This is a genomic window from Actinomadura sp. DC4 (genome assembly GCF_030406325.1).
GTDB lineage: Bacteria > Actinomycetota > Actinomycetes > Streptosporangiales > Streptosporangiaceae > Actinoallomurus.
On sequence record NZ_JAUEQY010000011.1, the window covers coordinates 4,217 to 29,534 of the forward strand.

Here is a 25,318-nt window from a genome sequence, read left to right on the forward strand (position 1 = left end):
TTATTTCTTGGCGATTCCCTTGGTCTTCGACAGCAGTTCGAGGCGCTCCAGCGCGGCCTTGAGCGCTTTGGTGAGATTGTTCAGCTGCGTGGCGACACCGGTCGACGCGGTGCCATTGACGATCGCCTCGCGATTCGCCGCGACCCAGGTCGTCATCTCGTCGAAGAGGCGCCGGTAGTCATTGACCGCCGTCGCCAGGCCCTTGGGCACGGTGCCGGCCGCGGTGCTGCTCTCCGCGTCCTGCGGCAGGTCGTCCAGCAGCAGCTGGTTTCCGTACTGGATCTCGTCCCACTTCGCCAGGTTCTCCAGCGCCTGGGTCGGAGCCGCATCGGGTTCGGGCTCCTTCTTCTCCTCCGGCGCCTTCTCCGGTGCCTTCTCTGGTGTTTTCTCCGCAGGCGGCGGCTCTTCCTCGTCCTGGTCCTCTACAGCGGGCGCCGATGGCTCGTCGTCGTCATCGTCGTCGTCGTCCGGGAAGTCATCCGGCTCGCTCTCCTCCGGCGTCACGGGGAGGTTCACGGGACCCCCGCCGGCCGCCTCGACCAGCCGCTGGAACTCCTGGAAGGCGCGGCGCAGCAGCTCGGCGCGCTCGATCAGCGCCCGGCTCTCGGCGGGTGTGGGAAGCGGGCCGGGCGGCTCGAAGCCGTCGAGCAGGGCGGCGACCGCGTCCCACGAGGCCTGCAGGGCCGCGTTGGTCACCCCGCCCTGCAGCGGGTGGGCGGTGAGCTCCTCCAGCGTGTCCGCCAGCAGCCTCTCGTAGCTGTGCCGGTCCTCACGCAGGGCGCGGAACGTGCCGCGGGCGAGATCCTCGATCGTGCCGGCCACCAGCGCGCCGGCGTCCGGCTCCTCCCCGAGCTCGCCCGTGCCACGGAGCCGGGTGAGCAGCTCACCGCCCTGGATCCGGCCCGGCCCGGCGTCGCGCAGGGCGATGTTGAAGTTGCCGGCGAGCAGCAGCAGCCGCTCCGCCCGATCGCGTAGCGCGAGCCGCTGCGCGTCGTCCAGGGCGTTCGGCGTGACGTCGCCGAGCGTCCCCAGGTCCAGGACCGCCTGGTCGATGCCGGCGAGGAGGGCGTCACGGGCGGCGGTGAGCGCGCTCCGCCGCGCGCCCGTGGCGAGGCCGGGGATCATCACTTTGCGGAAACGGGTCTCCTGCCGGATGAAGACCCGGGTGGCCGGGTCGAGCAGGTAGCGCAGCAGCGGCCAGGCGCGGCCCGCCGTCACCTGGAGCCGCGGCCTCGTGAACAGGTCCGACGGCACGCGTGGCGAGCCCTCGCGGCCCGGAGCGCGCAGGCCGTCGACGTGCTCCTTGCGCAGCGTCCTGTCGAACTCCTCCAGCCGGTCCCGCAGGTTCCGGAGGACGTTCATGGCCAGCCCGGGACGATCAGTGCCCGTCGCGTTCGTGTCGAACGCCCGCGCCTGCGTGATCGCCTGGCGCAGCCCGCGCGCCACCCGTTCGACCGCCGTCACGCGTTCCTGGCGGGTCGTGGCGGCGGCGACCGCGGCGATCCGGCCGCCGATGAGGTCGTCGATGCGCGGCTCGGTCAGGAGGAACTCGACCGACCGCCGCAGGGCCGTCGCGTCCGCCGTGTTCAGCCGACCCGCGACCTCGTACAACGTCACCGGCTCGGGCCCCGCGTCCTGCGTCTTCTCGATGACCGGGGGCGCCTCACCGAGGGCCTGCTGGACGCCGAGGAGAGCCGCCTCCAGGGCCCGGTCCACGGCCTGGTACAGGTCGTGGAGCCGCTGATGCCGTGGAATGACGGTACGGAGCTGCCCCGTGGTCAGCCGCCTCGCGGGGAGCCTCATGAGGTCGTCGACGGCCTTGACGCCGTCGTCCAGCGCCTTGTCGGCCTCGGCGAGGGCGTCGCCGAGCCCGGCGACGTCGACCGCCTGCTCGGTGGCCCGGCGGCGCAACGCGGTCAGTTCCGTGCGCCGGTTCGCGCGCTCGCCGGCGCGGGTGGCGTCGTTGTTCGCGCCGTACAGGGCCAGGTGCCGTCTCTCGAGCGCCGGTCGCGGCAGGTCCTCGGCCGGGATCAGGTCGGGGAACTGCCCGGTGACCCACTGCCTGACCTCGTCGAGGGTCTCGGCTTCGTGCTGGTGCGCGGCGTACATCGCCGACATCGCGGGGAACGCCTCGGCGAGCCGGTCCGGGCTCAGCGCGGCCGGATCGGCGCCGACGTACACGCCGTTCTCCAGGGGAACGAATGCGGGCAGCCTCGCCTCGGCGGCCTCGGACGCCGCCTGGGCCCCGGTCAGCCTGGTCCGCAGCGCCTCCACGTCGAAGCCCTGCTTCGTCGCCTCGTCCAGCCGGGCGTGCAGCCAGGCGCGGTCCGCAGCGAACGTGTCGGCCCGGTTGCGGTTCCGCTCGCCCTCGATCAGCGGCGCCATGAACTCGCGCATCTCTTCCACGTCGCCGTCGGTGAACGCGCCCGTCTCAACATCGTCCTCGAGCTCGTCCAGTCGCGACTCGTGGTCCTTGACCGCGTCTTCGAGCTGGTCGACGGCGTCCCTTATCGTGGTCAGCTCGGCCGGGCCGAACTCCCCGACGAGGTCGGTGAAGACCGCCTCGTCGGGCGTCTCGAGCAGTTTCGGCCGTCGCCGGGTGATGTCGCCGGAGATGCGTTCCCACACCTGGTCGAAGTTGCGCCCGGCGTCCAGGAGGACGTCCGAGCCGTCTTCCAGCAGGGCGCGCCGCTCGTCGTCCGGCCGGTCCTCCAGCGCCCGTCGCATCCTCGCCGTACGGGCGTTGACCAGCCTGATCTTCGCGTGGACGGTCAGCAGGCGATGGAACCGCGTCGCCAGGTCACGGCGCAGACGCTCCTGCCGCCGCGCGGAGTCCTCGGGGCGCAGGTCCTCGGCGATCGCGTCGAGCTTGCGCCTCGCCCGGCCGAGGACCTGCTGCCACTCCCGGATCCTGCGGGACAGCTCGGTCAGGGCCCGATGGCTCAGCCGGACCTGACGGGGCGAGTACTCGGCCTCGGGGACCTCGAAGGAGGGGACGGCGTCCCCGGCCCGCCGTACGGCCTCGGCCGCGGCCTTCAGCTCCTTGACCATCGCGCCGACCTTGGCGCCCGCCTTCCGCGCGGCCTCGGCCCAGGCCAGCGTCTCCTCGGCCTGCTCCGCGATCACGTCCCGCACGCCGTCGCGGAACTCCAGTCCCTCCTGCAGCAGCGGCGGAAGCTGACGGCGCTCGTCCCGTACGTCCGCCTCCGCCGGCGGCCTGTGGTCGGCGAAGTCGGTCTCGAGCAGGGTGAGCAGTCCGGCCAGCGTCTCGTCGCGCCGGTTGATCGCCTCGGCCAGGTCGCGCATGCCCAGGTACACCCGGGCCATCTGCTCCGGGGTGAGGTCGCGGACGCTCGCCGCTTCCTCCGGCCAGGCCAGGCCCTCCTGCGCCGCGATCACGGCCGCCAGCGCCCCCTGCAGCCGCCGGGCGGGTTCCTGGATGTCCTGGCCGCCGGACCTCGCGGTGTCGAGCCAGTCGAGCACCAGCGTCTCGTTGCCCCGGGCGGCCTCGAGGGCGGCCGCGGTACCGGCGGCCTGGATGGTCTCATAGAAGCCGTTCACCCGGTTCCGCAGCTGGGCGGCGCCCGCAGCCAGCGCCCCCTGCAGCCGCGTCCGTACCGTCCGGATGGCGGTGTCGAGGTCACGGGTGCGGTCGATGAGCTCCCGGAGCGGACGGGCGGCGGTGTAGGCGAGTGTCAGCGACAGGCCGAGCGGGTCGGCGGTCGCCTCCACGGCGTTCCGCCCCTCCTCCTGTACCTCCGCGAGGTCGTCCTCGGCCGCGTCGAGGATCTCGCGGATCTTCGCGACGTCGAGCCCGCCCGCTTCGGCGCCGGTGAGCCGGTCCCGCAGCTCCTGGAGGTCGGCGTCGCGCCGGGCCGCGTTCCGGTTGAGCGCCGACAGCGCGATCTGCAGGCCGATGATCCGGTTCACGAGCGGCATCGGCGCGGGCATCCTGCCCAGGGCGCGTTCGGCGTCGGCGATCGCGTCCGCGAGGGCGTCGGCGGCCGTCAGCCAGTCGCGCAGCGTGGTCCGGAGTCCGCCCAGCTGTGCGCTGCTCAGCGTGCCGATCCGCCGGCCCTGGTGCACTCCGCTCATCCGCTGGACCTGGGCGGTGAACGCCTCGTGTGCCTCCGTCAGCGCGCGCCGCAGGTCCGCGACGTCGTGGCCGGCGCCGGCCGCGGCGTCGAGCATGTGCTCCAGATCGAGCCGGCGGGCGAGCCGCGGCCGGTTCTCCGCGACGAACTCCCGCATCTGCGCGTTGAGCGTGTTGATCTCCCAGAGCAGCACGTCGTCCTCGGGAGGCGCGGTCAGGTCCTCCTCGCGCCGGAACGCCGGCGGCAGCACGCGCGCCGGTGCGCCGGCGCCGAGCTCGCGCGTCTCCTTCAGCGGGATCAGCTCGAGCAGGTCGGGGACGCGCTCGGTCGGCGACCACAGCACCATCCCCTCGCCGGTGATCTCCACGGAGACGACCTCGGCGGGCTTGCCCGGCGCCGGCCGCCAGGAGAAGTTCCACCGCACCCGCTTGGCGTTGATCCGCGTGTAGTCGCGCTGCGTGGTCTTGTCCCCGCGCTCCAGCATGGAGCCGGGCTGGGAGGCCGTGCTGGAGTTGTCGAAGCCCACCGACGAGCTGACCGTCAGCGCTCCCGCGAGGGTCTGGAGCAGGTCGCCGTCGGGCACGTCCTTCCCGCCGTCCCGGGGGTCCTTCGACGGGACCTTCGGCACCTGCTCCAGGTGGTGGGCGCCCTTGACCACCGGCGTAACCGAACCGCCGAAGCCGTGGGAGGACCGCACCGAAGTGGCGCTCTTGTGCAGACGGCGCTCGAAGTCCTTGGTGATGCCCTCGCTCAGGGTCACCCCGGTCACCGGGTCGTAGTCGACCGGCTCCCACTCCAGGATGTCGGCGCTGACGCCGAAGACCCCCCAGTCGTCCCACAGCACGCCGGGGACGGTCAGGTCCTCGCTCCACCCGTCGCCGTACAGCATCGGGATCGCGTTGCGGACGAGGAATCCGCTGGAGATGATCGTGTCGATCGTGTTCCGCAGCCGGTGCAGGCCGGTCTGCCAGGACGTCTTCGGGCCGAGGTCGAAGTACTTCTTCACGTTCGGCCGCTCGAAGAGCAGCTTGGCGACCTCGCGCAGCCGGGGGATGGCGCCGATCGTCTCCACGTCCGACTCCGCGAGGAGCGTCGAGTTCAGCGAGAACCCGTTCCGCAGCGTGCCGTGGTTCCGGTTCGCCGCCAGCTCCCCGTACGCGTGATCGGTAAGGGGCCGCTCCGGCTCCAGCTGCTCCACTCCGGTCGGTACGGTCACGGCGGTGTACACGAGCTGCTGGACCAGCGGGTTCACCGCCTCGTTCACGGCGTTGGACGAGCCGGTCTTCTTGTCGTCGGCGAGGCCGACCTGGGCAGCGTCGAAGGGCACGCGAGGGTCGAACCGCGTCAGGGCGCGCGGGAACGCGAGCACCAGCCCGCCGAGCTCGATCGCGGACACGTCGATCCGGGTGCTGGACCGCGGCCGGTCCAGGAGCAGGGTGTTCAGCTCGGCGACGAACGCGCGGTCCAGGACGACGCTGACGTCGAACCGCACGTCGAAGCGGAACTGCTCGGGCCTGTCGAGGTGGAGCAGGCCGAAGCTCTCCTCGTGCTTGATGGTGGAGGTCTGCTCCCGGCCGGTCGAGCGCGTGCCCGTACCGCTGAGGCCGGCGTCCTCCTCGCGCAGGCTCTGGGTGCTGAGGAAGTTGCGGGCCTGGGTGAGCCCGGCGGTGCCGGTCCAGGACCCGGACGTGCCGCGTGACGCGTCGATCTGCTCGCCGCGGGCGTTCTTCCGCTCGATCACCTTCGTGGCGGCGGTCGGCCCCTCGTGCTGCGGGTTGGTCAGGCGCGCCTTGATGGTCAGCGTCGCCATCGAGCCGATGAAGAAGCTCCGGTCGGGGATGAGAACGCTCAGCCCGGCGAGCATGTCCTCCAACAACGCGTCGGTCCCCTTGACCGTGGTGATCTTCTCCAGCTGTTCCTCGATCGCCTCGGCGACCTGCTCGGGGAAGGCCCGGCGGGCCTCCTCCATGACGAGCTGGTGGAGCCCCCTGTCCCTGGCGTCCTCGCCGTGGTCCAGCTCCGGCACCTCGATTTTGATCGAGTGGCCGATGCCGTCGCCCCGCATGGTGTTCGTCGGGGGCAGCAGCGCGCCGCGGCGGACCTTGACGGGCGTGACGCCCGCGCTGAGGTCCAGCCAGTCCGGCTCCACGTCGCCGGCGCTCGCGTACAGCAGCAGCCAGGCGTGGGCGGCCTGGGGAGCGGGCAGGGAGTTGGCCGGCTGCGCACCCTCCAGCTCCGCGTCGGGCTTGATCAGATTGCGGTCCACCGCCTGCTTGTACGGCATCAGGATCAAGCCGGAGGCGTTGACGTCGGAGCTGCGGCTCCGCATCCCCGAGCGGTGCAGCGCCCACGCGTCCCACACCTCGGCGTGCACGCTCCAGGTCAGCGCGACGTCGCCCCACATCTGGGCGTCGATGTCGATCTCGACCCGGTCGAACTGGCCCGTACGGGTGACGGTCTCCCTCGTGGGGCCCGAGCGCGCGTACCGGGGGTTGACCGACAGCCGGAGCGAGTCGGGCGGGCTCGGCGCCGACTCCAGGCCGAAGGGGAGGTTGAGCGTGCCGCCGAAGGTCCAGTTGCCGTAGTCGGTGCTGATGCCGCGCCCCACGGTGGCGGTGGCGAGCGAGTGCGTGTAGCGGTACGCCACACGGCTCAGGCCCAGCGAGCCGATCTTGTCGACGCGCACGCGGAGGCTGACCTTGGCCATGGTGTCGCGGAACGGGCCCCAGGTCAGCCGTCCGGTCCAGATCCGCCGCGCCCGCTTCTGGAAGTCGCGGAACTGCGGCCCGACCGTGTTGATGCGGTTGGCCAGTTGCGCGTGCTCGACCGGGGTGAGCGTCTCCACCCCGAGCAGCTTGAACACGTGCTGGATCTCGGAGAGGAGCCTGCCGGTGTCGGGGGTCACCAGGGCGCCCTGCGGCAGCCGGTGCACCAGGTTCGCACTCGAAGGGTCCGGCGTCCACTCCTGGTCCCGGCTCTCCTGGGGCAGCACCGGCGTGGTCGTCATGCCGTACAGGTCGCGGGTGGGGATGTCCTTGAGGCGCTTCTTCCGCTCGTCGTCGAGCACGACCTCATGGGTCAGGTCCTCGTTGACGAACAGGTTGGTGGCCACCTGCACTGGAGCCGCGGTGGCGAGCTCCCTGGTCAGGGTGACGGTCGCCTCCTCGTCGTAGGCGCCGGGCATCACGGCCTGGTCCTTGCGGCGGTTGGCCGTCACCTTCTCGGCGCTCAGCAGGAAGCGGAAGCCGCCCTTGAACTCGGCCATGTAGTTGGAGCCGCCGCCGATCGCCCCTCCGGCGCTGAAGCCGCTCTTCTCCTCGACCGACCCGCTCCAGCCGACCCGTGGCTGGATGGTGAAGTCCGTCTCGGCCAGCGGGCCCTTGGTGAGCTTCTTGCCGGCGAACGGAAGGTCGATGCCCGTGCTGAGGCTCCACGCGCGTACGGTCGAGGTGGCCAGGTCCCAGAAGTTGCCGTAGTAGACCTCGACCTGGCCGCCGAGGGTCCGCAGATAGCGGAAGTCCCTGCGGTCGTACTGCGCCTGGACGCGCACCGACAGATGCCGGTCGCGTACGTTGCCCGGCAACGGCAGCAGGATCTCATCGCCTCCGCCCGCCGCCTTGTGCAGCCGGCCGGCGAGGTCCTCGGGGCCCAGGGCGTTCCAGAGCGTGAGGAAGTTGTCGAAGCCGTCGGTCCAGTTCTCGTCGAACCGCACCCGGCTGCGGCCGGCCGGGACCGCGTCGCGCAGGGAGATGCCCGGCAGGAATTCGGGGAAGTTGGCGAGGATCAGCCCGACCGCGCCGTCGAGGACGCCGATGACCTCCGGTCCCCAGCGGCTCACCCGGCTGAACGGCGGCAGCCAGTCCGCGAACTGCGGCGGGAGGACCAGCGTACGGCCGGGGGACCGGCGTTTGCGAAGTTCCTCGGACGTCGCGGTGTCGATCTCCTCGGCGGAGTACCGGCTGCTGCTCCTCGACCGGTGTGAGATCGCCGACCCCGACGACTTGGAGCGGCGGTCCGCCGACAGGAAGCCGACGTCCAGGGTCTTGTTCTCCTCCGTCTTCGGAGAGGCCAGCGGGGCCAGCGGCTTCACCGTCGTGAACTCGAGACGCTCGTCCCGGCGCGCGTCCGAGGTCAGCATCCGCATCAGGACGTAGCCCTTGACGCGTTGGACCCGGTTCGCGGTGAGGCTGGAGACCTCGAAGATCGCCGTGAACCCGACCAGGCTCTGCGGTTCGCTGGTGAACTTGAGCTTGTACAGCTCCACGCCTCCCGCACCCATGCCCGGCCGGTTCTGCGACACGGACCGCTCGCCGGAGAGCGGCACCTCCGGGGAGAAACCGAGGGTGGTCGCGGCCAGCCTGATGGCGACGGAGTGCCGGGTGCTGATGGCGTCGGTCTGGCTCACCGGCTCGGACATGCTGGTCACCAGCGTGTCCTCGGTGTCGACCTTGGTGCGGGTGTCCAGCTCGGTGAGGACCTTGCCCTGGTACAGCCGGACGTTGATCTTCACCAGGTCCGTCACGAACAGGCCGGCGGCGTTCCGCTCGTACAGCGGGTTGGACAGCAGGCCCTCCCGGTTGGCCCGGTGCAGGCCGCCCTTGAGCGTCCCGACGCCGGTGAACGTGGTCAGCGACTCGTGGCTCGCCGTGCCGACCTTCGACAGCGCGGGATGCACCAGGGAGAACGCCGCCGCGCGGACCGACGCCGAGCCGACGACCGCCTCCGTCCACGACGTCCGCGGCAATGTGTGCTCGGGGCCCAGCTCGGTGTCGGTGGGGATGGGCTCGTCCGGAGTCAGCGAAGCGTGACGCGCGCTGTCCGTACGGCCGCGGAAGTCCAGGGTGATCTGGTCGTGGAACTCCTTGACCTGGGCGGTCGTCGCGTCGAGCCGCGGCGAGGGCGCCTTCGCGACGGCCTGGGTCTCCGGCAACGGCACGACGTCGATCCGGTCCTCGTCCTGAGTGGTGGCGTCGTCCGCCGTCTCCTGCCCGGCCTGTTCGGTCTCGGTCTCGGCCTCGGCCTCGGTCTTCGCGTTCCACCACTCGGTCGTGGCGTAGGCCGGATCCGTCAGGCCGCGGTCGCGGGAGCGGACGGCCTCACGGCCGAAGCTCGTCTTCAGGGCGCCTGCCACGATGTCCGTGATCAGCCGCAGGTCTCCTCCGGCCTTGTCCACCGTGAGGAGGATCCCGACGTCGTGCACGAAGTCGATGGCCCGGTAGGACGACGTCTTGATGTAGCGCGCGGTGTTCGTCGACGTGGAGACGCCGTCGGTCTGGCCCGTCCTGTGCAAGGGGATGCTCGTGGCGCCGATCGTGCCGCCGAGTTCGGCGAACTTGCCCTTGAACCCCTTGCTCCCGCTGAGCGACGGGCCGAGGTTCAGCTCGCTCCGGTACGACCGCGAGGCACTGATCCCCCGGCCGTACTCATGCAGCTGCCGGGTCCGCAGGTCGCCCTTGCCGGGGAGGCGGCGGAACCGCTGGAAGCCCGTGGGCAGGCCCTCCAGCAGGTTGCCGCGCGGGTCGGTGATCTGCGTCCAGCCGCCCAGGTGCAGCGTCACGACCACCTCGTAGACGCCCTTGGTCGTGTGCAGCGTCAGGGCCAGGCCGTCTCCCAGCGCCTCTTCGAAGTCGGCGCCGAAGGTGTCCTCGTTCAGCGTCCGCGACAGGATGTCGGTCGCCTCCGACCGCAGGTCGTCCGGCAGGGCGCCCAGGATCAGGTTCCGCACCCGGGCGAGCAGCTCGTCGGTGGCCTCGGAGGTGTGCGGGCCGACCGTCTGCCGCAGGTCGGACCGCGTCGTGTAGTCCGGCGGCGCGAAGAGCTTGCGCAGGTCCTCCTCGTCCGGGTCCACGACGTCCTGGATCGGCCGTTCCTCTCCCTCCTGGATGAGCGGGATCCGGGCGATGCTCCCGATCTTGCTTCGGTCGCGCTGGGCGTCCCGCGCCCCGCGTACGGCGTTCCGCACCTCCTCGAACAGCCGCCGCTGGGTGTCGATCTGCTCGGTGAGGTAGGCGCGCACCGCGGCGTCCGGCACGCGCTCGGCCGTCGCGGCCGTGTTCGCCCAGGTGAAGAGCTTCGCCACCGCGTCGTGCCGCTCGGCCAGCTTGGCGAGCCGGGGCTCGAGGCGGTCGCGTATCCCGCCCAGGTCCCCGACGTCGCCGGTGAGCCTGTCGCTCGCGTCGCGGTAGGCCGTGTCGAGACGCGCCCAGTTCTTCTTCAGGCGGTCCCAGCCGCGCTCGGCCACCTCACCGGCCTTCGCGGGCTCGGTGTGGGCCTCGCTCAGCGGGGTGTCCGGTGACCACGGCGGCTTGAGCGTCGTCCCGGTCACCGGCGGAGGCTGCCGTACGAGGGTCGTGACCAGCGTCTTGCGGGGCGGCGCGGCGGATACCGGGCGCGGCGGCGCGGTCGAGGTGGCCGGCCGGACGACCTGGACCCCGGCGGCCGCGAGGTGGTGGCGCAGCTCGGCGATCGCGGCGCGTACGGCTCCGACGCGTCCACGGACCTTCTCACGCGTCTCCGCCGTCGGGACCTGCCCGCCGAGCGCCGCCTCACGGATCTTCGCCACGGTCAGCTCGGCGTCGTGGTGCCATTCGCCGAGCGTGACGAGCTCGCCGGCCAGGGCCAGGCGGATGTCCTCGTCCTCGACCTCCTCGATGGCCCGGCGCAGCCGGTCGGTCGCCTGGGAGAAGTCCTCGGCGAAGTCGAGCCAGGCGTTGTCGACCTCGTTCCACGCCTGGAGGCCGGCGTCGAGGGACTCGGCCTCCTCGTCCTCGAAGACCATGTCCTCGTCGGCCAGGACGCCGAGCCGGTGCCGGACCGGCACCGGGATCGGCGCGGCCTCGATGTCGGTGTGCGCCACACCGAGCCCGAGGAACTCGGTCAGCGCCTGGCCGGTCAGGTCGCCGAAGGGGAGCGCGTCGTTCCCGGCCTGCGTGAACGCCTGGTCGAACGCCAGCAGCGCCGAGGCGACCTCCTGCGCCGTCCGCCAGACCGCCTCCGGCCCGGCCTGGAGGCGCGCGGGCGTCAGGTCCTCCGGAACGCCGTCGGGGAACAGCTCCCGCGCGTCCCGTACGGCCGCTTCGAGACGCCGGGCCGCCTCGGCGAGGTCGCCGGTCGCGCCCGCCGCCGCGTCCAGCGCGCCCGTCACCGCGCCCGTGTCCAGGGCCGTACGAAGGACGCTGATGGAGGTGGTCAGCCCGGTCAGCCAGGTCTGCGCCTCGGTCACGAGCCGTTCCAGGCTGTTGGCGGCCCGCAGCAGGTCATCCACCTGGAGCTGCGCCCGGGTGTACCCGGGCACGCCGGTGTAGCCGGTCGAGTCCAGCCCCGCCTGGAAGCCGGCGAGGTTGACGTCGGCGTACGCGTCGAAGACGGCCCGCAGGTCCGCCGGGAGCCGGGTGGACAGCGCCGCGAGCCCCTGCCAGGCCTCGCCGAAGCGATCCTGCAGCGCGATGCTCTGCTCGTCGAACCGCTGGACCGCCTCTTCCGGCGTCGACTCCTCGGCGGGCGCGAACTGGTCCCAGGGGAGGTCCGGCGGCTGGTCGAGGGTGGAACGGGTCCCCATGTAGTGCCCCGGCACCCGCACGAAGTAGAGCCGCGGGCCGCCCGGCACGTGCCCGAGGTCCGTCGTGTAGCGGTTCTGGACCACGGTGATCGGCAGGCCGAGCTCCGCCGCGGCCAGGTGCGCGACCGAGTCGCCCGCCTGGTTGTTCCAGCTGTTCATCTCCCGGATCTCGCGGACGAACCGGTTCTGCTGCTCCTCCACGCTCTCGTAGTCGTTGAAGTAGAACCGGCCGCCGTACCGCGACAGCCGGCCCTGGTCGGCCACGGTGAAGTCGACGCGCAGCCGGTTCGCCAGCCACCGCCGGATGGCGCGGACGGCCTTGTACCGGTTGTCGCCCCTGCCGTCGCCGAGATCCGCCAGGTCCGGGATGACGCGCTTCAGATGGTCCCAGGCCATCTCGATGAGGCTGTGGTAGAAGCAGTTGGCGTCGCCGGGGACGTCGAGCTCCCGGAGGTTCAGCTCGGCCATCTTGGCCGCCAGTTCGGAGCCGTCGTACGGCGCCCGCTCGGTCGTGGCCGTCTTGATCGCGCGGGACGGCGTCCCGACCAGGGCGGTCAGGTCGCGGAAGTCCTGCGCCTTGCCCTTCGCCCGCGACGTCGTGGTCTTCTTGAGGGTGGAGGTGATCGCGGGGATCGCCCCGCGCGCCTGGCTCTTCCTGATCTCCTCGGGTGTGACGCGCGCGGACGGGGCGCGCCGGTCCAGCCGGGCCCCTTCGAACAGCCAGTCGGCGAACCGGCGCGCGTACGCGTCGTCGAGGCCGTACAGGACCAGCCGGACCTCCTGCACGTTCGTCGCGGTGTCGAGCAGTGCGCGTGCGGTGTACCGGGTGGCGAGATCGTCCTTCATCTTGAAGGCGTTCGTGGAGATCTGCGGGAAGGTCACCGAGGTCAGGCCCAAGGCGTCGGCCTCGCGCAGCGCGCTGTAGACCGCGTCGTAGAGCAGCTGCGCGTCCTGCTGGCTGGGGATCGCGTAATTCGGCCCGACCGTGTGGATCACGTGGGTGATCGTTCGTTTGTTCTTCTTCCCGATGTCGAAGGACTCGGTGGTGACCGCGTCGCCGACGTTGAGCGTCGTCACGCCCCGGTCGGCCAGCGCCTGCCGGCTCGCCACGTCGATGCGGCGCTCGCCGTTCTGCCGGCCGCCCGCGTCGGCGATCGTGGCGGCGATCGTGCCGCCGTGCGACAGGCCGGCGTTCGCCGCGTTCACGATGGCCTGGGTCGGCTGCTCCAGGATGTCGCCCTGGACGATGAGCAGCCGCGGCGTGTTCGCCGTCGCGCCCGGCAGGGTGATCTCGTACGTGACGTCGTCGACCTTGGTGAGCGTGTTGCCCTTCGGCGTGGTGACGTTCTCGCCGGGGGCCCAGCTCACCGGCGCGTTGATCGGGATCTTCGCCAGCGCCTCGGCGTTCGCGGTCAGCACCGCGCCCAGGTCCGGGCCGGCCGGTGTGCGCCGCGCACCGTCGAGCTCGACGAAGTCCGCGGGTTCGGCCAGCCCCGGCAGCATGCCGGAGCCGAAGACGAACGGCCACTGGGCGGTGACCCCGCCCGGCTGCTGCCAGATCATCCCGTCGGTCGCGATGCCCTTGCCGTCGAGGTGGGACAGGATCGCGGCCGCCGCGTCCAGGAAGTAGCAGACGAGGAACAGGACCGGCCGGCCCCGGCGGCGCGGGTCGGCGTCGATCCGCCGGGCGGCCTCCGCGTCGGTCAGCGGCCGTCCGCCGTCCGTCAGCATCCCCGTCATGGCGTCCGGGTGGCCGAACACCACGAAGTAGTCCGCCAGCTCCGGGAACTCCGACGCGGCCGAGAACTCCGCCTTGTCGGCGTTCGCGCCGGCGAAGTACAGCCCGGCCGGCACCTCCATGACGCCCTGGGGCAGGGCGCCCAGGGACTCCAGCGCGTCGCCGCCCAGGACGCGTCGGAAGCCGGCCGCGGCGGCGAGCGCGTCCGCGCCGTGCAGGGTGCCGGGCGGGCCGGACCGCAGGTCGAGCAGCGCCTGGCCGTCCACCCCGTGCAAGGGAAGGTAGAACCGGTTCCCCTGGTCGCCGGCGCCGCTCAGGATGACCGCGCCGGTCTCGGCGTCGACGGCGACGGCCACCAGGGCGCCCGGGAGCCGGATGACGCCCGCGAGCTCGGCCTCCGCGAACGTACGGGCGATGCCCTCGTCCGGCGCACGGGTCAGGCCCGTGCCCTCGTCGGCGCGCCGTACCTCCTCCGTCTCGCGGCGCAGCCGGGTCCAGGTCAGGGCCGCGCCGAAGGTGTTCTGCCGCCGCGCCTCCTCGGCCAGCCAGCCGGTCAGGTCCAGCGTCGGCGGCTCGGTGCTGTGGGTGGCCTGGTAAGCGGTGGCCCACTCGGTGCGGAACTCCCGGGCCAGGCGGCCGCGTGCTGAGCCGGTGAGGTCTCCCTCGGCGTCCAGCGCCTCGTAGCGCCGGCCGCCCTGCCGGAGGGCCGCCTCCAGGCCCGCCTCCTCGGCGAAGTGGTCCGCGAGTCCGGCGAGCAGGCCGTCGCGCCAGATGTCCCAGAGCCGTTCCGCGGCCGGGCCGGAGTACGCCCGCGCCTCGTCGTACGCCTCGCGCAGCCGCTGCTCGAACCGTGCCCGCGCCCGTTCCGCGCCGGCGGGTGACAGGCCCTCGGGGATCGCGGCCTCGATCGCCGGGGCGACCGTGGTGAGCTCCTCGTCCCAGCGCTGTTCGGCGGCCAGCCGGCCGGGGAGCGCGGCGACCAGCTCCTCCAGGCGGATCGGCCACTCCCACGCGGCGGTGGCGGGCTCCTCGCGGTGAAGGCGTTCGTAGGCGGCCGTGGCGGTGGCGACGAACCGCGCCCGCGCGCGGACCAGGGCCTCCGGGGAGAGCGGGCCGGCGTGGGCGGCGGCTTCGGCGAACCGCGCGCCGAGGTCGTCGTGGAGCGTGGCCGGCGGCGCGTCCTCGGTCGCGAGCTCCGGCTCGTCGTGTTCCTGTTCCTGGTCCGGCGCCTCCAGCCGCTCGGGGACGGAGGCGACCAGCGCCGCCGACGCGGCCTCGAAGCCGAGCCAGGCGTCGACCAGCGCCGGACCGGCGAGAGTGCCGGTGGCCAGCCCGCCGAGATGCTCGCGGAAGGCCGCCTCGACGGCCCGGTCGAAGTCCGCGCGCGCCCTCTTCCGGCTCGCGGCGGGGAGCGTGCTCTTCGCCGCCGCCTCGTCGAACAGGTGCCCGGCCGCCTGCCGCTCGGCGGCGAGCCGTGCCTCGAAGGCGATGCGGGCGGTGAACCGCGTGGTGAGCCGCTCCTGCTCGGTCTCCCAGCCGTCGCGTCGGGACCGCGCCCAGCCGAGTGTGGTGGCGAAGGCGTTCGTACGGGCGGCCTCGGCGGCCAGCCAGTCGCCGACGCGCAGGTGCCGGAGCCCGTTGCTCTCGGCGTACGCGTGGGCCCAGTCGGCCCGGAACCGCGTCGCGAGCCGGTCCCGTACGTCGCGCGGGAGGTTCGCCGCCTCGTCGATGACGTCGTACGCGAGCGCCGCGTCGTGCAGTGCGGCGGTCAGCCCGGCCTCTCCGGCGAAGCGCTCGTCCAGGTCCGCGGTGAGGCCGGTGACGAGGTCCGCCCACGCCTGCGCGGCGTGTTCGAGCCGCCGGGGTGCGGGCTCGGGGCTGCGGAGGAAGTCCCAGGTCCGTTCGAAGCCCTGCCGCAGGTCCGCCAGGAACCCGGCACGCGCCTGGGCGACGCCGGGCGCGGCGAGACCCTTCGTGGCGGCGGCCTCGGCCAGGGCCGCGTCGAGGGCCGGCGTGACGGCGGCGGCCTCGGCCTCCCACCGGCCCTCGAACTCCAGCCACCCCGGCAGCAGCCCGGTCAGCCGGTCCACCTGCCCGGCCCAGGTACCGCCGCCGCCCTTGAGAACGTGGTGGTACGCGGCCTTGGCCGTGGCGAGGAACTCCGCGCGCACCTGGGCCACGCCGCGGGCCGAGACGGGATGGGCCGGGGCGCGGTGCAGGGCGTAGAACTCCTCGGTGGTCTTCTCGGCGATGGTCGCGCCTTCGCCGGACGGCCGCAAGAGGTCCTCGTCGTCGGCGGCCAGTGAGCCTCCGGCGGCCTGGTCCTCGGTGTCCTCGGCGTCCTCGACCGTGACCCGCCGGTCCGGCTCGCCCTCCTGGTACGCGCCGAGGGCCTCGTCGAACCGGTGCTCCAGCTCCCGCAGCGCGGCGGGCAGGGCCGCCTCGCCGGTGGCCTTCCGCAGAAGGGCGTCGAGGCCCTTCGTCCAGGTCTGCTTGGCGGCCCGCAGCGCCTTCGGGGCGAGGTGGCCGTGGCTCATCCGCCCGTACGCGTCGGCGTGCAGGTCGCGGGCGGCCTCGGTGAGCCGCCGCCGTGCGTCGGCGTCCTCGACGGCCTCCTCGAAGCGGGCCTGCGCCTCGGCCAGCCTCCGCTCCGCGTGCGCCTCGAACGCGAGCAGGTGCGGGATCTCCGCCTCGATCCGCGCGGTCCACTCGACAAGCTCTTGGCCCGCCTTGACCAGGCCTTCTCCGTTCAGTTCGGGCAGGCGGCCGATCTTCTGCTCGACCGCCGTCTCGATCCGCCGGCCGAGCTCCCGTTCCAGACGGTCGGTCGCCTCCTCGGAGAACGCGTGTTCCCCGGCCGCCTCTCCGAGCTTGTCCAGCGCCCGGTCGCGGGCGAACTCCACGGTGGCCTGGACGTCCAGCCGCCCGGCGATCCCCTCGACCAGGCGGGACACGGTGTTCTCCAGGCCGCGCAGGCCCTCTTCCAGCGTCTCGTCGGTGAGCCGGCCCTGGGCGAGCCCGCGCAGCTCGGTGCGGAACGCCTTCTCGTACGCCCGGCCGACGTCGTCACGTACCTTCGCCAGGCCCGTCTCGGACAGCGGCGGGGCGTTCCCGGCGGACCGCCACTCGGCGATCGCGTCCTCGACGCTCTCCCCGAGCCTCCGCTTCTCGGTGATGAGCCGCTCTTCGAGGCGCGTCCGGGCCTCGTACCGCTCGATGAGCCGGTCCTGACGCTCCCGCCAGGTGGCGTCGTTCCGCGGTTCCTGTTTCACGACGACCTGTCGTCGCGCCGTGACGGGCGTTTCGGGAACGAACCGCGGAGGGGCCGGCGCCGGGGCGGTCTCGGCCGCGCCGAGCGCCTTGGCGGCGTCGGACAGCCGGCCGCGGAGGCCGGTCGACCACATCGCCTCGCCGAGCGCGTCCGTCGTCTCGCCGAGCCGCCGCCGCGCGAACGCCCTGTCGTGCAGCCGTTCGACCTGGGCGGAGAACTCCTCCCGTACCTCGATCAGGTCGGTGAGGGAGGCCGGCAGGCCGTCGGCGGTCTCGGTCAGCCGGGTCTGCGCCTCCTCCATCCGTACGGCGAACTCCGCCTCGTGGGCGAGCCGCCGCGGCATCAGCGTGTTGATCTGGGCGAGCGTGTCGGTGAGCCGCCGGTTCGCGCCGGCGAGCCCGACCGCGCCGAGGTCACCGGTCTTCAGGCCGCCGTGGGTCGCGGCGACGGCCGCCTCGACGTCCTCGCGGAGCAGGCGTTCCATGCGGGGCGTCACCGCGGTCCCCTGCTCGGCCGCCGCCGCGCCGAGCGCGGCCAGGGCCTCGGCCTGACCGGCCTCCAGCGTCGCCTCGTAGGTCAGCAGGCCGCCGACGCCGTCCAGGAGCTCGGCGGCGGCCCGCTCGAAGGCCGGGGCGGCGGCGGCCACCGCCGTGTCGGACAGGCCGTCGACCAGGCCGCCGAGCGTCTTGTCGAACGTCTTCTTGAACGCCGCGTCGTACTGGGCGCGTACCGCCGCCGTGCCCGCCTCGGAGAGCCGCTCGCCGGAGTCGCGTACGGCCGCCGCGAACCGGTCGTCGATCCCCAGCCGGTCCTGGACCGTACGCCAGCCGGTCTCGGCCTGCCGCGGCGCGCCCGGCTCGTGGACCTGCGGCGACAGGCCCAGCTCCGTCGCGGCCACGCCGAGGTGCTCGCGCAGCCCCGACGTCCAGAGCATGTCCTCCACCATGTGGCCGGACTTCGCGGTCGTGGGCCCTTTGCGCAGGCCGCGGAACGCCTTCCAGTGGACCTGCCGGACCGCCTCGCCGAACCGCGCGCGCACCGCCGCGACGTCGGCTCCGGTGCCGCCGGTCTCCTCCCACTGCCGTACGACGGCGTCGAGCTGGGCCTCGGCCTCGCCCGCGCGAAGGGCCAGGTGCGCTTCGTAGGCGATCTCCTGGGGGAGCGACCGGGCGATCGTCTTCAGCGCGTCCGCGAGTCCACGGCGCGCGGCGGTCTCTCCGCGGGCGTCCAGGCGGGCCCGGTCCCCGTACCGGCGGGCGGTCGCCTCCTCCACCCGGTCGCGGACGCGGTCGCGGATCCGCTCGACCGCGTCACCGGTGAGCCCGTCGTGGGCGGACAGCGCGGCGTCGAGCTCCTGTGCCAGTTCGGCCTGCGAGGACTCGAGGACGGCGTGGAACGTCAGCCGTCCCGGCAGGCCGTCGACCAGCCCGGCCGTCTCTTCGCGTACGGTCTCCAGCGCCTCGCCGAGCGCCTCGGGAGCGAGTTCGTCCTCGTCCAGGCCGTGGAACTCCCGGTCGTACTTCGCGTCGAAGGCCCGCTCGAACTCCTCCCACACCTTGTCCAGGGCCGCCTCGGAGATCCGCCCGCCGCCGTCCTCCCACTGCCGTACGGCGTCGTCGAACCGGTCCGCGATCTCCACGCGCTCGGCGCTCAGGTGCTCGTCGAGCGTGACCTGAGGTGGTGTGGTCTCCGGCGCCGGCTCGGTGACCGGCGTCTCCAGCGCGAGCAGCTCGTCCTGGATCCGGCGGCCGACCCCGGCGCCGAGGCGCTCGTCGACCTGGCCGCGGGTGAGCGTGACCACGGGCGCCTGCTCGACCACCGGCTCCTCGACCACCGGCTCCTCGACCACCGGCTCCTCGTGCACCCGCGGTGCCGGGGGCTCGGGGGCCAGCTTGCGCGCCGCCGCGAGGTGGAACGGGACCGCGGCGATGAGGCCGCGGACCTCCGGCCGGAAGCGGAGCTTCACGATCTGATCCGCCTCGGGCCGCGGCAGCTTCCCGGTCTTCACCTCGCCGAACAACCGGTCGGCCGTGGCCTGGAGGTCGTCGCGCACCATGGCACGGGCCTGGGCGACCTGGTGGTCCGTCAGGTTCTCCGTCTGGGCCGCCTTCGCGTCGAACGCCTCCAGGACGGTCTGCTGGGCGACGTCCACGGTCGCCTGGAAGTCCAGCCGGTCCGGCAGGGTGCCGAGCAGTTCGTCCGCCTTGGCGGCGAAGGAGGTCCCCCTGGTCGCCTCGAAGGACGCCGTCGCGGCCTCGTCGAACTCGGCCCGTACCTTGTCCATCGCCGCGCCGGAGAGGACGTTCAGCTCGTGTGCCGCCTCCCAGTCGCCGACGGCGGCCGCGAACTTCTGCTTCAGGCCGGCCGCGCGCAGCGCCGCGGGCTCGGCGGGGGCGGGCCGGGCCGCGTCGAGGCGGTGCGGGATCTCCTCGATGAGGTGCTCGATCCGGGGGCCCAGCCGTTCCTCGCCGATCCGGACCGCCTCCGCCTCTGACAGCGATCCGGTCTTGAGACCGCGCAGCTCCTTCTCGACCGCGCCGGCGACGTCGGCCTGGACCTTCCGGCGTACCTCGGCGACCTGCTCGGCCGGCAGCGTCGTCGTCTCCGCCGCCTCGTCGAAGTGCGCGCCGACCTCCCGCTGGACGGACTCGGTGATCGCCTGGTGGTCGAGCCGGCCCTGCACGGTCGTGGCCAGCGCCTTCGCGGTCAGCCGCAGATACCGGTCGTTCTTCTTGAACGCCGTGCTCGCCGCCCGCGCGAACTCCTCGCGCACCTGGCCGAGGCCGGCCGGGGAGATGACGCGGTCCTCCTCGCTCGCCAGCCAGGTCTCCGCGGCAGCGTCGAACGTGTCCAGCAGGGCGTCCTTGGCCGCCTGTACGGTCGCGGCGGTGACCGGCTCCGCCGTCGACGTGAGTTGCCCGGCGTCCGTGAGGGCCTCGACCACCTCCTGGACCGTTTCCGGTGCGCTCTCGACGCGCTTCCACGCCTGGTCGATCGCATGGTCGGACAGGAGGGTGTTCTCCAGCCGCGCGTCGACGGCCGCGTCGAACCGCTGCCGCGCCTCGCCGAGGGCGTCCTCGGTCCTTCGCTGGAGGTCCAGCCGGTCCGCCACGGTCCCGGCCAGCTCGTCCACGGCCGCGGCGATGTCCGGCGCGTCGCGGAACGCCTCGGCGGCGGCCTCGTCGTACTCCGCCCGTACCTTGGCGAGGCCCTCGCCGGAGAGCGTGCGTCCCTCGCCGCCGGCCTGCCAGGCGTCGACGGCGGCGGCGAACCTCTCGGCGGCCCGGTCGACCACCTTCGGCGGCGCGGGGACCGGGGTCGCCTCGTCCAGCCGGTGCGCGACGCCGTCGACCAGATGCTGGACGCGTGGTGTCACCCGGTCCGCGGTGATCAGGTTCACCTGCGGCGGGGTCAGCGTGCCGGTCTTCAGGTCGCCGAGCTCCTGGGCGATCACGTCGGCGACGTCCTCCGCGATCTGCCGGCGGACCTCGGCGGGGACGGTCAGGCCTTCGAGAGCCTGGGCCTGGAACCTCTCGACCGTGGCCTGGAAGTCGAGGCGGCCCGGTACGGAGGCGGTCAGCATGGCCGAGACCGCCGTACGGTACTGGCTGTTCTTCAGCGCGTTCCGGGCGTCCTGGGCGAACTCACCGCGTACCTTGGCGAGGCCCGCCTCAGAGAGGGCGTGCCCCTCCTGTGCCTGCCAGCCGGCGGTGGCGGTCTCGAACGCGCTGTCCAGCGCCTCCTGCGCCGCCTCTGCCGTGTGGACCGGGTTCGCGGAGGTGGCTGGAAGCGTGCCCGCCTCGTCCAGGCGCTCGGGAAGCCCGTCGATGATCTGCTGGACCCGCGCCGCCGGGGCCTGCCCCTGCTCGATGGTGTCCCGCAGCTCGGTATGGATCCGCTCGCGCGCCTGGTCGATCTGGTGGTCCGACAGCAGCTGCCCGGGTTTGCGCACGTACTCGCCGACCGTCGCGTCGAACCGCTGCCGTACGTCGTCCTGGAAGACGCGCGTCGTCGCGGCCTGGACACGGGCCTCGGCCGCCTCGACCGCGACCTGCTCGTCCAGCCGCGCGGGGATCGAGTCGAGGAGCGCCTTCGCCTTCGGCGCGAAGTCATGGGTGCCGGCCGTCTCGCCGAACGCCTGCCCGGCGGCCCCGCCGAACTCCTTGCGCACCTTCGCCACGCCCGCGTCCGAGAGGGTCCCCTGGCCGCGCCATTCGTCCACGGCGGCGTCGAACTTCCGGTTCAGGTTCTCCCGTGCCGCCTCCCACGCCGTCGTACGCGCGCCCGTCCTGACCTGCTCGGCCATGGTGGTCTGCGGCTCGGTGTGCGTGAGGTACACGGCGTCGTCCAGGCGCCGGGGGATCTCTTCGATGAGCTTCTCGAACGGGCCCTTGACGTCCTGCAGGATCCGGTCGACCTCCGGTTCGGTCAGCCCGTCCGTCTTGAGGCCGTTCGCCCGCTGGTCGAGGGTTGCCCGCGCCTCGGTCTGGATCTGGTCGCGGACCTGGGCCACCTGGTGCTCGGTGAGCGGGTCGGCACCCTCCTTGTTCAGGCGGTCGGCGACCGCGGCGTCGAGCTTCTCGTCCATGACGTCGCGGGTGGCGTCCGCGACCTCCTCGAACTCGCCGCCGCCCTCCGCCGGCTGAGGGACCGGCCGCGGCTCTCCGGGGGCACCGGTCTCCGGGTCCAGGCCGGCGATCTCGCGGAAGTCCCGGAGCGTCCGGGCCGCACGGGCGTCCGTCACCTCGGACAGGCGCGTGCCGAATGCGTCGCCGGCGCTCTTCTCCTGGGCCAGCCAGGAGTCGACGTCGAGCTCGCCGCGACCCCACGTCTCGTCGTACGCCTCGACCCAGTCGTGCCGGAAGTCGGCGGAGAGCGTGTCGAGGGTGTCCTCGTCGAACGCCCACAACCCCTCGTTGATGCCCTCGAAGGCGGACGCGGCCTGCGGAAGCGTGGCCTCCAGCCCCTCCTCGTGGGCGAGCCGGTCCCGCAGGTCCTTCCTGAGCGCGTCGAAGCCGTCGTCGAACCGCCTGGCGTTCGCCTCGGGGAGGGGACGGCCCTCCTTCAGCGGCCCGAAGGTCTCCCTGTAAGCGGCGTCGACCTTGGCGACGAACTCGTCGCGGACCCGGGTCAGGCCCTCCTCGGAGACCTCGCCGATGAGGCCCTGCCAGCGGTCGGCCGTCCTGGCGAAGGTGTCCTGGGCGTTGCGGATCGCGCCTTCCATGCCTTCGTGGAACTCCATCCGGCCGTCGAGGGTCCCGGCCAGCTCCTCCGCACGGACCTGCCAGGCCTCTTGGGCCTCGCGGTAGCGCTGCGGGCTCCACTTGTCGCCGCCTGCCAGGCCCTCGAAGACCTTCCCGTACGCGTCGCCGAGGTCACCGGTCCACTCCTCGGCGGCCTTGGCCAGCCCCTCCTCGGAGAGGTTCCAGCGCTCGGCCGCGGCGTCGAAGCGTTCCCGCAGTTCGGCGGCTGCCTGGACCTTGCCGGCCTCGACCATGAACCGGCCGGTGACCGGGTCCATGATCTGCTCTCGCGCCTGTTCGTACTCCGCCTGCGCCTGGTCGAGCCGCTTCTCGCCCCAGGTCTCTCCGTTCGCGAGCCCGTCGTGGGCTTCGGAGTAGGCGTCCTGGACCTTGGTCAGGAACTCCTGCCTGAGCGCGGCCCGCACCTCCGGGGTCAGGCCCTCGCCCTGGTGGGCCTTCATCCAGGCGTCGTAGTCGCCGTCGAACCGCTTGCCGGCCTGCTCGAATACCTCCTGACGGCCCGCCTCCACCTTCAGCCGGCCGCCCACCGTGTCGCCGAGGTCGTTCAGGTAGTCGTCGAACTTCTGGGTGATCCGGCTCCGCTGGTCCTCGGTCAGGCCGGGCTTCTTGAGGACCTCGGCGAACTTGTCGAACACCTTGCCCGCCGCGCGGCCGTACTCCTCGTGGACCGCCTCCAGCCGCTCACCGCTGAGGGGGGTCGCGGCGTCGCGGTTGAAGGCGTTCGCCTCGGCGGTGAACCGGCGCTCGAACTCCAGGCGTGAACCGGCCGTACGGATCAGGTCATCGACCTGGCGGCCGAAGGCCTCGTGGGTGGCGGCGAACCGCTCCGGGGACATCTCGCCGTTCTTCAACGGGCCGAAGGTGTCCTCGTACAGGTGGCGCAGGTCGCGTTCGAAGCCCTCGCGCGCCCGGCCGGCGTCGGCCTCGAAGCCGGCCTTGGCCGCGTCGACCTTGTCCAGGAAGTCGGGGACGCTCGTCTCGGGGCTGATCGTCTCCTGGAGGTCGGAGAAGTGCTCCGTGGCCTCGCGCACCCAGTCCTGGGCGGACTCGGTGAACTTCCGGGTCGCGTCGTGGTTCTGGACGGCGTAGGTGTCCTCGAAGGTGAAGCGGTCGGTGTAGGTCTGGGTGAGCTGGTCCTGCCGGAAGTCCCACGCCTCCATCCGCGCGCCGAGCGCGTCGGGGTCGGGGAAGCGGGCGTCCGCCGGGCCGCCCACGTCGATCGGCGTGACCGGAGGGTTCTGGTCGGGCTGGTTCTGGTCGGGTGGGGTCTTGTCGAACAGGTCGGGCCGGTCGGCCGGAGTGGTGTTCTCGCCGACCACCGTCGTGGCGTCGGAGACCGATCCGTCCACGAGGGTCGCCGTGTCGTCGGGACCCGATATCTCGGACTTGCCGGTGACCGGCTTGGTCTCGGGGCCGAACGTCGCGGTCGCGGGCTTTCCGGTGGGTGTGCTCGGCGGGCCGAGCGGGCTCGTGTCCCTGGGGCCGGGGGAGGCCAGGTCGGGGCGGGGGCCGGGCGTTTCGGTACGCGGCGTCGTGCCGGGCGTCCCATGACCGCCGGGGGTCGGCTGGGGGGCGCCGACCGGTTCGTTCGGGCCGCCGAAGGGTGCGGGGGCCGTGGCCTGAGGGGTCTGCACCCCGGCGGCCGGGGACGGATCGCCGGGACCGGCGCTTTCGAGCGGTGTCGGGGCCGCGTCCCGGCCGAGACCGCCGGCCTGCGCCGGATCCTGCCGTACGCCGGAGTTGTCGGCGTTGGTGGTGACGGTCGGCTGGTCCTGTCGTACGCCGGGTGTGTCGGCGTTGGTCGTGAAGGGCGGCTGGTCCTGCCGTACGTCCGGTGTGCCCGCGTTGGCGGTGACCGGTGGCTGGTCCTGTCCAACGCCGGGTGTGTCGGCGTTTCCGGTCGTGGGGGGTGCGTCCTGCCGTACGCCAGGGGTGTCGATGTTGGTGGTGACGGGCGGCTGGTCCTGCCGTACGCCCGGTGTGCCGGCGGTGACCGGGGGTGCGTCGTGCGGTACGCCGGGGATGCCGGTGGTCGCCGGGTCCTGCGGGAGGCCGGACTCGGTGGGACGGTCGAGCTGCGGGGACGGCGCGTCCGAGAACGGCACTTCGTGGGGGTTCAGGATTCCGCGGTCGTCGGGCGCCTGCTCCGGCGCCCGGCCGAACGGGGGGTACGTGCTGTGGTCCAGCGGCTCGACCGGTGTGAAGCCCGGCGGGAACTCCAGCCGCGTGGGCGGCGGCGCCTCGACCGGGAGCGGCGGGACCTCCCCGATGACGGGCGCTTCGCTCGGTGTGAAGCCCGGGGGGAACTCCACCACCGGCGGAGGGTCGGTGACGAAGGTGTCGGGCAGGTCGTTCAGCCAGTCGCCCACCTGGGGCTCGGGCGTTCCCTGATCCGGGCCCAGGTCGGGGCGTGGCCCGGGCGGCCCGTCCCCGCCGAAGTCCGCGATGTCCGAGCCGAAGTCGGGCACGTCCACCGGGATTTCGATCTTGCCGGCTCCGGCCCGTACGCCGAGTTCCGACGCTGCCGCGCCCGCACCGCCCATGAACGCTCCGGCGGCGGCCTCGAACGGGGTCACCTCGATCGGCTCGCCGGTGATCACCTCCGTGGCCACGGTGGTGACGACGCCCAGGCCGGCCCCTGCCACGGCGTTACCGGCGATCTTGGCCACGATGTCGTCGGTCAGCCCGGCGATCATCTTGTTCATCCCGGTGAAGATGACCGGGCCGAGCAGCCCGCCGGCCGCCGCGCCGATCGAGGCCAGCTTGGTGATGTCCTTGTCCCAGGCCTCGCGGTCACCGTTGGCGAGCTGCCCGAGCTGGATCGACGCGTCGGTGACCAGGGAGATGATCTCGTTGACCACCACGGACGCGATGAGCTCCTCCATGAACTGCCAGGCCGCCTGGTTGGCGCCGGCCACGACCTCGGGGAGGAGGGTCAGCGCGGCGCCACCGGTGTACTCGGCCAGGAGGTAGATGTAGACGACCGTCGCCAGCGACTGGGCGAGCATGACCAGCGACGAGACCTTCATGTACTCGATCTTCAGCGCCCACTCGTAGAGCTGGTCGCGCGCCATCTGGTGAAGATCGCTCAGCTCGTCGAGACTGCCCAGCAACTGGGTGAGCGTCTGCCGGGCCTCGGCGGCACCGTCCCCGTCGAAGGCCTGCGTGAGCATTTCGAGCGGCTGGAAGAGACTCTGCCTGTCGTCCGCGATGCCGTTCGCGATCTCGAGGTGCATGAGGCCGAGGCCCTCGAGACGGTCCTCGTTGGCCATCGGAAACGCCCCGCCGTCGAACACCCCGAAGATGTCTCCGGCCCACTCGGGCAACATGATCGCCACGAGAACATCCCTCCGTTGGTGACTCCGGCGGCTCATCCGGGAGTTACGGAGAGCG

Annotated in this window: 1 protein-coding gene; it reads right to left on the reverse strand. The window is 72.7% G+C overall.

What is annotated here, in order from left to right:
- Positions 1-25,254: a macro domain-containing protein gene (locus tag QWU11_RS19435; RefSeq protein WP_290115568.1), complete on the reverse strand. Its 25,254-nt coding sequence runs from the start codon at positions 25,252-25,254 to the stop codon at positions 1-3.
- Positions 25,255-25,318 lie beyond the last annotated feature (64 nt).

Excerpts from the sequence above, each read along its gene's own strand:
- QWU11_RS19435 (WP_290115568.1), bottom strand. The coding sequence starts at position 25,254 with ATGTTGCCCGAGTGGGCCGGAGACATCTTCGGGGTGTTCGACGGCGGG.